The 13,328-nt window shown below is 44.0% G+C and carries 11 protein-coding genes and 1 pseudogene; 1 reads left to right on the forward strand and 11 read right to left on the reverse strand.

Annotated elements, in window-relative coordinates; all coding sequences use genetic code 11:
• Positions 1–23: 23 nt before the first annotated feature.
• Together fabV and FFM84_RS12175 are read right to left on the reverse strand one after the other, a co-directional pair.
• Entirely contained in the window at positions 24–1,241 is a 1,218-nt protein-coding gene (gene fabV / locus FFM84_RS12170) for an enoyl-ACP reductase FabV (protein WP_174795757.1), read from the reverse strand.
• 346 nt (positions 1,242–1,587) lie between these two features.
• Positions 1,588–2,340, reverse strand: a complete 753-nt coding sequence (locus FFM84_RS12175) for an MIP/aquaporin family protein (RefSeq protein ID WP_130845563.1) — start codon at positions 2,338–2,340, stop codon at positions 1,588–1,590.
• Positions 2,341–2,697: 357 nt separating this feature from the next.
• On the opposite strand from FFM84_RS12175, the gene FFM84_RS12180 reads away from it, so the two are divergent.
• Entirely contained in the window at positions 2,698–3,492 is a 795-nt protein-coding gene (locus FFM84_RS12180) for an enoyl-CoA hydratase-related protein (RefSeq protein WP_130845776.1), read from the forward strand.
• A gap of 128 nt (positions 3,493–3,620) precedes the next feature.
• On the opposite strand, the pseudogene FFM84_RS12185 reads toward FFM84_RS12180, so the two are convergent.
• From FFM84_RS12185 to FFM84_RS12225, 9 genes and pseudogenes are all read right to left on the reverse strand, one after another.
• Positions 3,621–3,890 (reverse strand): annotated as a pseudogene (locus FFM84_RS12185) (hypothetical protein); the annotation flags it as partial.
• A gap of 272 nt (positions 3,891–4,162) precedes the next feature.
• On the reverse strand, positions 4,163–4,840 hold the full coding sequence (locus tag FFM84_RS12190; RefSeq protein ID WP_130845562.1) for a TVP38/TMEM64 family protein: 678 nt from the start codon (positions 4,838–4,840) through the stop codon (positions 4,163–4,165).
• Between the two features lie 141 nt (positions 4,841–4,981).
• Positions 4,982–5,419, reverse strand: coding sequence for a MaoC family dehydratase (locus FFM84_RS12195; RefSeq protein WP_130845561.1), 438 nt, complete (start codon positions 5,417–5,419; stop codon positions 4,982–4,984).
• Between the two features lie 167 nt (positions 5,420–5,586).
• Complete coding sequence (locus FFM84_RS12200; protein ID WP_130845560.1) at positions 5,587–5,787, reverse strand: hypothetical protein; 201 nt, start codon at positions 5,785–5,787, stop codon at positions 5,587–5,589.
• A gap of 134 nt (positions 5,788–5,921) precedes the next feature.
• Positions 5,922–7,907, reverse strand: a complete 1,986-nt coding sequence (gene nagE, locus FFM84_RS12205; RefSeq protein WP_130845559.1) for an N-acetylglucosamine-specific PTS transporter subunit IIBC — start codon at positions 7,905–7,907, stop codon at positions 5,922–5,924.
• 220 nt (positions 7,908–8,127) lie between these two features.
• Positions 8,128–9,030 (reverse strand): DegV family protein, encoded by a 903-nt coding sequence (locus FFM84_RS12210; protein WP_130845558.1) that lies wholly within the window; start codon positions 9,028–9,030, stop codon positions 8,128–8,130.
• 117 nt (positions 9,031–9,147) lie between these two features.
• Positions 9,148–10,428 (reverse strand): homoserine dehydrogenase, encoded by a 1,281-nt coding sequence (locus FFM84_RS12215; protein ID WP_130845557.1) that lies wholly within the window; start codon positions 10,426–10,428, stop codon positions 9,148–9,150.
• Positions 10,429–10,452: 24 nt separating this feature from the next.
• Entirely contained in the window at positions 10,453–11,733 is a 1,281-nt protein-coding gene (locus tag FFM84_RS12220) for an O-acetylhomoserine aminocarboxypropyltransferase/cysteine synthase family protein (RefSeq protein ID WP_130845556.1), read from the reverse strand.
• Between the two features lie 2 nt (positions 11,734–11,735).
• The gene (locus FFM84_RS12225) at positions 11,736–12,602 is read right to left on the reverse strand and encodes a homoserine O-acetyltransferase/O-succinyltransferase family protein (protein ID WP_130845555.1); all 867 of its coding nucleotides are present in this window, start codon (positions 12,600–12,602) and stop codon (positions 11,736–11,738) included.
• Positions 12,603–13,328: the final 726 nt, after the last annotated feature.

A 13,328-nucleotide genomic window follows, 5' to 3' on the forward strand; every position in this document is an offset into this window, starting at 1 on the left:
CTGTGTTAATCCTTGTGGCTAATTTATGGTTCTAGCCCTTTTAACATGTCTAAATCAACTTCAGTTTCATCGGCACCCGGAACTTCAAATCCATTCAATTGTAAGAATTCACGCCGGAATTCGGCATAACCTGTTAAATCAGAATTGAAGTTTTCTGGGGTAATCTTGGTCATGAGTTCGGCAACTTGGGCTTGAATGTCTTCACGTTGTTCCCAAGCATCTGGACGTAAGCGACCATTTTCATCAACCGTCCGGCAACCACCATAAACCATATCCCGGAATAACCGGTCTTTATGCATGATTGGGGTTTCGTGAGTCCCAGTCTTTTCTTCTACTTTATAAAGCGCTAAGCAATAGAGTGGGAAGATTGGAATAACAACTGAGGCTTTGGTTGTCACAGCCCGTGAAACGGAAATCAACGCTTCCCCATTAATATCATCGATCACTTTTTGAATCTTGTGTGATGATGCTTCGGCGGCATCCTTAGCAGCGCCTAAAGTCCCTTCATGATAAAAGGCATAAGTGCTCTTTGGTCCAATGTAAGAATAAAGAATGGTCTTAAAGCCTTCTGCTAAGACGCCAGCCTTTTTGAGTTCGTTAACCCAGATTTCCCAATCTTCGCCACCCATAACATGCTTGGTCGCTTCAATTTCATCTTCGGTTGCGGGTTCAACCGTTTGTTCAAATAATTCATTCTTCTCTAAATTAATGTTTTCACCAGTAACCGTTTCACCAACAGTCTTAATCACTGAGCGCCATACTTCATCTGGGTTATCAGGATTGATTCGTTTTGGTGCGGCGACGGAGTAAACTAACAAGTCAATTTGCCCACCAAACGTTTCTTTGATGTAATTGATGACTTGATCCTTAATCTCTTGGGTAAAGGCATCACCGTTAAAATTCTTCGCAATCAAGCCAGCTCTTTCAGCAGCTTCGCGGAAGAAAATATTGTTATACCAACCAGCAGTTCCTAACATTTTTTCGTCACGTGGGGCCCGTTCATAAGCCACACTGATGGTGTCAGCACCTTGACCAAAGGCTGCCGTAATCCGGCTAGCCAAGCCATAACTAGAAGATCCCCCAATAATCAACGCTTTTTTCGCACCGGCATAATGACCCTTCGCTTGAACATAAGCAATTTGATTCAGTACGGCTTGACGACAACCGTAAGGGTTCACAGAACGCGCAACGTTTCCTTGTAACTTTTCTGATAATGGCACCATCGTCTTTGTTTCTGACATTTTAAAAACCACCTTTTCATGTTAGTTACAATTGATTACCAGGCTCATTATCAGACATTGATCACGGTTGAAAGTACTCGTTGGTACACATTAGAGTCCGTGATAAACGCCTCATTAACAGGCTTAACCATCAATTGTGCTGATGAGTATTTAGATAATTAAATCGATTGCTACCCGGATTGCCAAGGGAAAGATTAATAATTATCTTCGTGAATAATGTAAGCCTTTTCAGCTGTTTTCACCAATATGCCTTTTTTATTCACATCATAACCGTAAGTTATGATGTTGCTAACGATGGCTTACTGCCAATAATTAGCTAATAAATTCACAAACTTTTTTTAACTTATTACAATCCGAAGAATCCTTTATAAATTAAGATCCCAATAACTGCCCCTACAACTGGCGCAACCACTGGCACCCAACTGTATTCCCAATGAGAACTTCCTTTATTAGGTACCGGCATCAACGCATGAATCAAACGTGGGCCAAGATCACGCGCTGGATTTAAAGCGGGACCAGTTGGGCCACCTAATGAAATCACCATGGTCGCAATCAAGAGCCCAACGCCGATGTTGGCAATATCAATACTTTGATGGAAGAACATCCCCCGATAAAGCCCCATCGCACCAAACGTCAAGACACCAGTACCAATCATTTCGGTCACAAATCCATTCCACCAACTGCCACTGGCATCACCAGTTGAAAAAGTTCCTAACACTAAACCAGCATCTTTGGTTGCCTTATAATGTGGCCAATAAATGGCTAAAACTAATAATTGCCCCACCATAGCACCGGCAAATTGCCACAATATATATGGGGCAACTTGGGCCCAAGGAAAAATCCCGGCGGCGGCTTGAGCGATCGTAATTGCCGGATTTAAATGATTCCCAGAAATTGAGCCAAACATCATCGCTGGAATCATAACCCCAAACCCAAATCCTAACGCAATGAATAACCAGCCCCCATTACTTTGACCAGGTTCACCATTACCGGTTGTATTCTTTAGAAACGAATTCGCCACCGCCCCGTTTCCGAATAAGACCAAAATCAAAGTACCAAAAAATTCCGCGGCGTATCGTGCATCCCATGTTCCTGACATTGTGTGTTCCTCCTTAGAATGGTAGTTAAATTTTTTTACAGCTTGAACTATATCTGATGAATTCGCCCATGTAAACGTTTACAGTTTTTCATGCCGACCATAGCCGTAAGTTATAGTCCCCATGGATCAGTCTCCGGATTAACGAAAAGCGCTGATTTTCACAAACTTTTCGTTAAATAAACATTTTGAGTCGATCCTGACCAGTCGAAGAACGTTGATTCCACGGGATTTTTATTTTTCGGCAAGTTGTAACTTCATTCACAACCAGGTTGCTTTTTTAGACAAACTCGGTAAGATAGTCCTTGAAAGTACTCGTTGGTAACCACTGATGATTTTTGAAAGGGAGTTACTAACATGATGAAAATTAACACTTATGACAACATTTTATTGGACGTTACCGATGGCATTGCAACCTTAACCATCAACCGGCCAAAATCAATGAACGCTTTGAACACTGCAACATTAGTTGAAATTGGTGAAGCATTAGATGAAATCAAAGCTAACGCGGCTGACATCAAAGTGGCCGTCATCACTGGGGCTGGTGAAAAAGCCTTCGTTGCTGGCGCCGACATTTCGGAAATGCGTGATATGAATGCGCTAGAAGCTGCGGAACTCTCAAAGGTGGCCCACAATTCCTTTGGTAAGATCGAAAACTTACCACAATTAACCATCGCTGCAGTTAACGGCTACTGCTTAGGTGGTGGTTTGGAACTCGCCTCCTCATGTGACATCCGGGTCGTTTCTGAAAAAGCCAAGTTTGGTCAACCAGAAGTAACTTTAGGTATCGTTCCAGGCTTCGGTGGCACCCAACGATTAACTCGCTTAGTTGGTCGTGGCAAAGCTAAGGAAATGATCGCGATGGGTACCATGATCAACGCGCAAGAAGCTTACCGGGTTGGGATTGCTGAAGAAATTGCGGCACCAGAAGCTTTGATGGACAAAGTGATGGAAATTGCTCATCAAGTGATGAAGAACGGCTTGTTAGCTGTTGGTATGGCCAAATATGTTATTGACCGCGCCGCTGATTTGCCACTCGACACTGCCATTGATTTTGAAACCCAAATGTGGGCGCAAACCTTCGCTACTGAAGATCAAACTGAAGGCATGACCGCCTTTCTTGAAAAACGGCCAGCTAACTTCACCAGTAAATAGGGCTTAAGTTCTAGACTGACAAAAATCCCCTTAAACTTGACGATGTCTATCAAGCTTAAGAGGATTTTATGATATCTGGGCATACCGGGTCGCCTACAACCGCTGACTAACGTCCGTTTTAAAGCATACTAGCTAACTTCTAAAGAACTCTCACCATTTCCATATTCATTGTCATACCATGAAACAGTTTTTACTAATTGAAATTCACCAGCACTGGTAATTTCCGTTTGTGTTGGATCAAAGATACCGTCAAAAGTCGTACCGATCACATCTGAAGAAACAATTTCATCATCGTTAAACCCAAAGGACGGATTGTTAACCGTGTGCTTTTTCAAGGCTGCATTGACTTCTTCTAGCGTGACCTTCCGTCGTAGAACGGTGACCAATTCGGCCAAAGCCATTAATCCCAATATTAATCGTCATGAAAAATTATCCCTTCAAAAGTCATTTATTCTCTACCAATTAGTTGTTTATAAGTTCCGATCTACGCGATGCTTGCCCCCTTTTCTTGATAGTTTCAATTTATCATCGCTTCCAACAATTTAGAAGAAACGTTTTATTATATCGGGTAGTCCTATTCGTTATGCCTTCATTATTAATCGACAGCAAAAAGCGGTTTTTGCATCGTAATGACCACGCAAAAACTGCTTAGATAGAACGCTGATTTTTCTTAACTCGTTTTCGTTTGTTTTCGATCCTGTCGAATAATCCACAATAATCCAGCCAGTACCATGACCGCGACCGCCAACCATAATAAGTTCTTAAAGTGAGCCTGAATTAACGCATCGCCACCTAATGCATAGATGACCGCGGTCGGCATACTGCCGATCAAAGTCGCAATCATCAGTTGTCGCGATGATGTTTTGGTTCTGACCGCCGCTAGACTTACGAGGGACGTTGGGATAAATGGCACCATATAACCAATCACAATTCCCAAAAACGGATGCCGCATTTGCTCAATACTTTGAACGACACTCTCTGTTTTAGTGGTGGTATGCCGAGCTTCTAGCAACCCATAAACGCGCTGCGACATGAGATTGCCCAGTGTAATCCCAACAATATTTAATCCCGCTCCCATCGTTTTACCAAAGCAAATTCCCGCAACGATGCCTACCGCTGAGACTGGCGCACCAGGAATAAACGAAAATGCCATTAACAATGGGACGACTAATAATCCGTCAATCATCGGATGACGCCGCACTTGTGCCACAATTTCGGCTTGACTAACCGTTTTTGTGGTTAAGAGCTGCCAAGTTGGTCGATAACGAATCACCATTAAGACCACTAGCAGTAATGCTAAGCCACCCATCACGATCAACCAGCGTTTTTTTGTGCTTTTTATCTGCATGCCCGCATTCCTTTCGTTAGTTCAATAAACTCATTATCGCGAATTTAGCGGTTCAGTGCAATCAAAGTCCTTTACTGGGCGCACAAAAAGACGTTTGAGCGATTCAAACGTCCTTCATCTATTATTTTCAACAAAAATCCGTTACTTTCGTTGAGCTGGCATAATTTGGGCTTCCCCATCGGTCACCACTTGGCCATCTTGATTCGTCACTACTGTCGAAAGCGTTACCAATTTAAAGTGCTTTTTTTGATCAATCTTTGTGACTTCCACGCGAACAACTAGCACATCATCAAAGTGAACTGGCGCATTGAATTTCAAGCTTTGACCTAGATAGATCGCACCTGGCCCTGGCATTTTCGTCCCTAAACAAGCCGAAATCATCCCAGCCGAGATCATCCCATGGGCAATTCGACCATGAAATTGCGTTTGCGCGGCAAACTCATCATCCATGTGCATCGGGTTATAATCCCCCGTCACTTCAGCAAATGATTCAACATCAGCCTTCGTCACACGCTTTGAAAAATCACCGGTCATCCCTACTTTAATCTCATCATCGTAAATAATTTTATAACTGTCCATTAGGCTAGCCTCCAAATGTGATCTAGTTCACATATTTTTGTATTGGTTTCATTATAGCGAGACCCAAATCATTTGGAAAATACCAATTATTTATCGAATGCATAACCATTAGTAATGCAATTGACCAAATAAAAAAGACCCGTCATGATGACGAGCCTTTTCAACGCTTAACCGACTAATTGAAGATCAGTCAGTACCAATGCCCCAAAGATGCAAAGCACGGGCACAACAATAACTGTTAAAGCTGTATCAGCAGTGATTAATAGCCAACCACTATGATTACGGGTATGTTTGATCAAATGATAGACACCAGCACCCAAAGCCAATATCAAATAAATAAACACCACCACATCACCCAGCATTAACAAAGCTTGTCACTCCGATCTGTCCTAATTTTCATATCCACTATCATACGCCATGCCGGCGAACATCACAAACTTTCTTAAGTGACCTTAAGATTTAAAAAAACGTGACTCCAATTGGAATCACGTTTTTATTGCGCTTATTCAGCGGCACCGACAATCTCGCCGGCGGTCACTGTTTGAGTTTGATTTAATTGAAAATCATGAACTTGATCCATATTCGTCATGACGACCATCATCGTCGTTGCTTTGTCAGCTGCTTTGATCATAGCTAAATCAACCGTAGCAACCGCTGTTCCAGCGGCAATCTGATCGCCAGATTCAACGTGCAAGTCAAACGGTTCACCGTTCATTTCAACCGTGTTGATCCCCATGTGAAGGAGAATTTCCAACCCACTAGCTGTCTTGATCCCCAAGGCATGCTTAGTTGGGAAAATACTAGTCACTTCACCACTAACTGGGGCCACAATCTCACCATTAGTGGGTTCAACGGCATAGCCATCACCCAATAACTTTTGCGCAAAGGTTGCATCGTCAACGTCACTAATTGGCACTAATTTACCGGTCGCTGGCGCCTGTAGCACCGTTGTGACTGGCACAGCTTCAGCAGCTGGTGTTGCCATCGTTGCTGTGGTTGCCGTTGCAGTATCGTCTACTACCGCAGCAACGGGTTCGGCGCTCACTTGACCACTAAATAATTTTTGCAAGGCTTCAGCCACAAATTGCACTTCGGTCCCGATGACGATATGGATATTATGCACATCCAACACGTTTAATCCGGGTACGCCCGCTGCTTTAACGGCGGCTTGGTCTACTTTACCTGTGTCTTTTAATTGTAACCGTAAGCGTGTCGTACAGTTATTAATCACGCTAATATTAGCGGTCCCACCAATCGCTGCAAAAATCTTCTTAGCTTGACGCATATACTTATCGTCACCACTAGTCGCGTCATCCGCCACTGCCGCTTCATCTGCAGCAGTTAACGGTTCACGCCCGGGCGTCTTCAAATCAAATTTCTTAATTGCAAAATCAAAGCCGAAGTAATAAATCACGGCCATGACCAGCCCTTGAACCAATAACATGTAAGGCTGGTTCGCTAATGGCATTCGGAAACTTAACAAATAATCGACTAAACCGCCACTAAATGAGAAGCTCGCTGTCCAATGCATGAAAGCCGCAAAACCTAGCGACAAGCCCATGAATACTGCATGTAACACGTATAATGGCCAAGCCACAAACATGAATGAGAATTCTAACGGTTCAGTAACCCCGGTAAAGAATGAAGCAAACGCCCCGGCTAACATCAAAGAACCCGTTTCTTTTTTTCGTTCTGGTAAGGCATTGCGATAAATCGCATAGGCCCCAGCAGGTAAGCCGAACATCATAATTGGGAAGAAGCCGGCTTCATACATCCCGGTAACACCCTTGATTCCTTTGCTAGCCCAGAAGTTACCAATATCATTGATTCCAGCAACGTTGAACCAGAAAACCGAATTCAAAGCATGATGCAAGCCAGTTGGAATCAATAACCGGTTAAAGAACCCGTAGAGTGCGGCACCCACAAAGCCCATCTTAGAGATGCTAGTCGCAAATAACACAATCGCATCATACAAAAATGGCCAAACAAAATACATTACAGCCGTGAATACTAGCATGACAAACGCCGCCATAATTGGCACTAACCGTTTTCCGCTGAAGAAAGATAACGCCATTGGTAACTTCACTTCATGGAAACGATTATACAATGCCGCCGCAATTAGCCCAGCACTGATCCCAATTAACACATTATTGTCGATCGCACTAAAAGCCGCATTTAAGTGACTCGCTTTGATATTGACAATTTGTGTTAATACCTTTGGTGACAACATTGTAATCGGCACTTCATAAGCAACGACCCCGGCAATTGCCGCAGCGCCATCCTTATTACTGGCCATCCCAATAGCTAGCCCAACAGCAAACAACAAAGCCAAATGGTTTAAAACCACATCGCCACCTTGAATTAAAAAGTTAGCGAATATCCAGCCTTTAGGTAAATAGTTCCCAATCCCAACTAAAATTGCCGCGGCGGGTAACGTCGCAATTGGCAACATGAGGGATTGCCCCATTCTTTGAAAATATGTCTTCATACCAATTTCTCCCTGTCATCTTTTATAACACGTTGTAAATAGTATCACAGCAAGGGATTTAATCAAGGTACATGTCACGTCCTTATGTATAGACCAATGCTTTTGTATCCGTTACCATCATGATTAACTTACGATTTATTCGAATGAAAAAAGTTCTGAAAAAATTTCATTTTTTTCAGAACTTTCTATCAAACTCGCACTATTTACTTATTTTAAATGCCTATGAGCCTTGTATTCGTTGATGATTTAACTCATTCAATAACGGTTTCCAATCATACGACCAGATCATCCCTAACGCGTGTTCACCAGTTAGTACACCCATAACTGGACCAATTTCACCAGTCTTCACTCGAACTGCGGGGAACCGATAACGTAATTCACTAGCCCAGTTTTCCGCAATCGGCTCATCGTTGGCGCTAATAATATCTAACCGGATCGGTTGTTGACTACGCATCACAAACTGATTAAAGGCATCTTCAACGGCCTGTTGCGCATTTTTAAGCGTCCGTTCCTTACCCCAAATCTGTAATTTACCATGAGTATTAAACGTCATGATTGGCTTATTGCGTAGGACCATCGTTCCAGCTAAACTACTATTATTGTAAATTCGACCATTCTTCACTAAGTGGCGCATACTATTCACAATTAAAATCGTCTGCGTGGTTGCCCGTAAAATCGTCAATTGATCGACAATCGCATCCAACTCATAACCAGCTAACGCCATGGCGGCCGCTAATTTAACCATATTGGCCGTCCCCGCACAGGCCGTTCGTGAATCAAACACTTCGACATCTAAATCTTTGACTGATGGCGCATACGTCTTCAAATTATTAACATAGCCACTAATCCCACTACTCAACCCAATCACTAACACTTGCTCATACCCAGCCGCTTTTAAGTCATCAAAAACGACTTGCATTTCTGGCATCGAAATTTGTGAAATCGTCGGAATTTCTTTTTCAACTTTTAATAATCGGTAAAACTGATCCGTCGTAATATCCACATTTTCATGATAGACATGGTTTCCAAACATAATCGGATCATTGACCACCGTAATTTTGTAATCAGCCGCGGCTTGCGCCGTTAAATTGGCCGAACTATCGGTGACTACCGCAATTTTCATATTTTTCACTCCAATTTAGCGAACACGATTCGCAGATTAAGACTGAACTTAATCTGCCACTCAGCGTCCACAAAAAAAGACGCTCCAATACAGTATACTGTACCAGAGTGTCCTTTTTCAAATCGCCATTTTAGTCGCAACGGCCGATTGTGATGTCGCCGCAGCGGTTGACCAAACCACCGACCCAGCAATGGGGATTAATTGCGCACCAGTTGCCGTTAAGCCCCGGACTTGATCTGAGGTTAAGACGCCCGTTTGATAGCCGTTTCCACCAAAGCTACGCCAATCGACAACAGAAACACCGGTTAACTGGCTTAACGTTGCCGAAGCGACTGGACTAAATAATAAATACGCTTGCGGGACTTGCGCCAAGCTAGCCACTGGTAAATCTCGCTTTTGCAAATTAAAGGCGCGGCCGGCCGTATGGGTCAATCGATGTTGAGCAGCGATTAGAACATCATTTAAGACACTATTAGCCGTCGCGGTACTTCCCGCTCCAGGCCCCGTATACAAACTTGATCCGATGGCGCGACTCGTCACAGCGACACCGTTTTGAACACCACTTACCTGACTCAGCGCTTGACCAAGTGGTACGGCCACCGGCGCTACCCGGCAATAGAGTTTTCCTTTAGCCAATTGGGCTTGCGCCAATAATTTTATTTGCCAGCCATATTTTGCGGCTTGTTGACAGCTGGCTGCCGTCAGGGTCGTTATGCCGACTGGCTGTAAACTGGCTAACGACGGGCCTTGTCCAAAGGCAAATTGACTTAAAATGATGAGTTTGTAGGCGGTATCCCAACCAGCAACATCATTAGTCGGATCAGCTTCCGCGTAGCCAGCTTGCTGGGCCGCAACTAAGGCTTGCTCATAAGATTGTCCTTGCGTCATCGCACTTAAAATATAATTAGCCGTCCCATTAATAATGCCAGCTACGGCGGTAATTTGGTCGGTCGCGTAACTATCTGTTAAGGTCCGTAAGATCGGAATTCCGCCTGCGACACTGGCTTCATAGAATAAATCAACTTGTTGTTGCTGCGCCAAAGCAATGAGTTCAGCCCCAGCGGTCGCCATTAAGTCTTTATTAGCCGTAATCACGGATTTGCCGTGCGTTAAGGCGGTTATAATCGCTTGTTTGGCGGTCGTCACCGTTCCCATGACTTCAATCACCAATTGAATCTGTGGATCAGTAACTACCGTTTGAATCGAATCGGTCAGCCGCGTTCCAATCGGCAACGTGACTGATCTCGGTGCGTTTAAATGATTCACGGCTACTGCGGCTAAATGCAAGCGGAAGCCTTGTGTCTGTTCAATTTTTTGAGTAGCTTGGTGCAATCGCGTCACTACGCCACTCCCCACTGTACCTAGTCCTAGCATGCCCACTTCAATAGTCGTTGTCATTTAACTCACCTTCCTATTAACTGATTAAACTTGTGCTAATGCCTGTTTCAAATCCGCAATCAAGTCGTCGACATTTTCCACCCCAACCGAAATCCGAATCAAATCTGGGGTCACGCCGGCAGCCAATAATTCTTGCTCATTCAATTGCGCATGGGTTGTCGATGCTGGATGAATAATCAATGATTTTGCATCGGCCACATTCGCCAACAATGAGAATAATTGCAAATGTTCGATTAGAGCTTTGCCAGCCGCTTCACCACCGGTTAACCCTAATGTAAAGATCGAGCCTACCCCATTCGGAAAGTATTTCGTTGCTAAATCATGGTAAGGACTATCTGGCAACTCGGGATAATTGATCCAAGCCACTTCTGGTTGTGCCTTTAAAAAGGCCACAATCTTACGTGTATTGGCAACGTGGCGTTCCACCCGTAACGATAAGGATTCTAGTCCTTGCAACAATAAAAACGAGTTAAATGGACTAATCGTCGCGCCAGTATCACGCAACGTTTCTGCGCGAACTTTCGTCGTAAAGGCCGCCGTGCCTAGATCAGCGAACACTAAGCCATTATATTGTGCATTAGGCGTTGTGAATTCAGGATACTTGCCACTGGCGCGCCAGTCGAACTTGCCGCCTTCCACAATCACCCCACCCATCGTGGTCCCATGACCACCAATGAATTTCGTGGCCGAATGAACAACCACATCAGCGCCATGTTCCAGTGGCCGCACTAAGTAAGGCGTCCCAAACGTGTTATCCACAATCAAGATAATATTGTGACGATGAGCCACTGCAGCAATTTTCTCAAAATCAACTAAGTTAATGCCGGGATTCCCAATACTTTCTACATATAATGCCTTGGTATGTTCATTAATTGGCGCTTCAAAATTTTCCGGATCATCTGGATCAACAAAATGAGTCGTAATGCCAAGTTTCTTCAACGTGACACTGAATAGATCAAAGGTCCCCCCATACAACGTATTCGCCGCGACAATCTCATCACCTTGCGCCGCAATATTTAAAATTGCTGCCGTAATCGCCGCTGATCCGGTTGCTAATGTCACACCAGCCGTCCCATGTTCTAGCGCAGCGACTCGTTGATCCACAACGGCGGTTGTTGGGTTGGTTAACCGGGTGTAAATATTCCCCGCATCAGTCAAGGCAAAACGCCCCGCGGCTTCTTTAGCATCCTTGAACACATACGATGTCGTTTGATAAATCGGTACCGCTCGTGAGCCTGTTTCGTCAACGGTTTGACCAGCATGGACTTGTAATGTTTCAAAATGGTAGTTGTTTTTTTCTGTCATCTTTAATAACCTACTTTCATTAATTGGAGGGTCCGTAACCAGTTGGCATAGAGTTGATGACTCGTGACATGCCAACTGTCATCAATTTGTTGTAACTCGTTAAAATAGTGTTTAGGCCGTTGAATCGGTAACTGGCGTTGAACATCTCTCGTGTATTCATTCGCTAGCGTATCGGTATCATACTCAGGATGCCCCGTCACATAAACGGCGTGCGCCTTGGCTGCCGTTAAAACTAACGGCCCAATTTCATCGTTGGCTGCCACCATGTGTAAATCATTCGGTAATGTTATCGGCAAAACCAATTCAGTGTGCCGCGACTGGGGCATCTTCAACAACCCGCCGGCACTCAAGCCACTAATTAAGGGTGAGTGATGATCGACGGTATCTGCTGCGTAAATGCCGAAAATTTTATTGGCGACCGTTTGTTTATGAATATTGAATTGATAGTACAATCCCGCTTGGGCTGCCCAACATTCAAACAGTGTTTGGGTGACGTGGGTCTGCGCCCAATCCACAATCGACCCGAACTCGTCCCAATAATCCACCGCCTCAAATGGTAATTTTTCCACCGGTGCACCAGTGATAATCAAGCCATCGAAAAATTGCGTCTCAATTTGCGCCAATGTCACATAGTTTTCAGCGACCGTTGCTCGAGGTAATCCCTTGAACACATGCGTTTCTGGATACATAAAAGTGACATCAACATCCAAGTTCGTTGCGGCCAAGTTTGTTAGAAATTGCCGTTCCGTGGTTTGTTTCGTGGGCATTAAGTTCAACACGAGTAACCGTAGCGGATGTGCATCTTGGGATTGTGATTGAGACCATTGTTGTTCACTTGTTAATAAACCATTGTTTGCCGTTACGGTCATGTGGATAACTTCCTCTCATAATTGACTGCTATAAATTTTGTCACTGATGGGCAACAAAAAAAGCTTCCGCCCACCAGTCTCTCTACAGAAACTGACGGACGAAAGCTTTCGCGTTACCACCGTGATTCATTATCAGTTCACACTGATAACCTCGACAAGTACCCCGCTAAATGGGGATACTCCGCAATATATCGGTTGCAACCGCACACGTAGCCGTTCGACCCGTGTCATGACTCCGAGCTCATCTTCGCTTGACCGCCCACTGCTTCTCTCACCAACCGAAGCTCTCTGGAAAGTCGTTGACCAAGCTACTCTTCTCTTCAACGTCTTAATCGTTTTATAATATGATATTAATCTAACACCATCTTTTTTAATTGTCAACACACTAATCGTGTTCCCAGTAAAATGCCATTTTATTTTCTAACTTTTTTCACATTTAGCTTGACTTTAATTTTAAGATTGTCTTATACTTATTGCATTCAATAAACGAAAGCGAGGAACCAAAGATGACACAGTTAAGTCAATTCAATTTGAATAGTTCATGGCAAAGCCGGTGATTCAGATTGTACTTCCGTTGCACGGATACAATCTGGCAAACAGTTTGTATCTGTGCCGGCTTAACTTTGATATCCAAAGGAGTCTGCATGGGTTTAAGACACAGCAGGCTTCCGGTTCCGAAAGGGCAAACCAGTCGCTAGCTGGTTTGCCCTTTTTTTCTTGGTTCCA

Source organism: Lactiplantibacillus mudanjiangensis, assembly GCF_005405385.1.
Classification (GTDB): domain Bacteria; phylum Bacillota; class Bacilli; order Lactobacillales; family Lactobacillaceae; genus Lactiplantibacillus; species Lactiplantibacillus mudanjiangensis.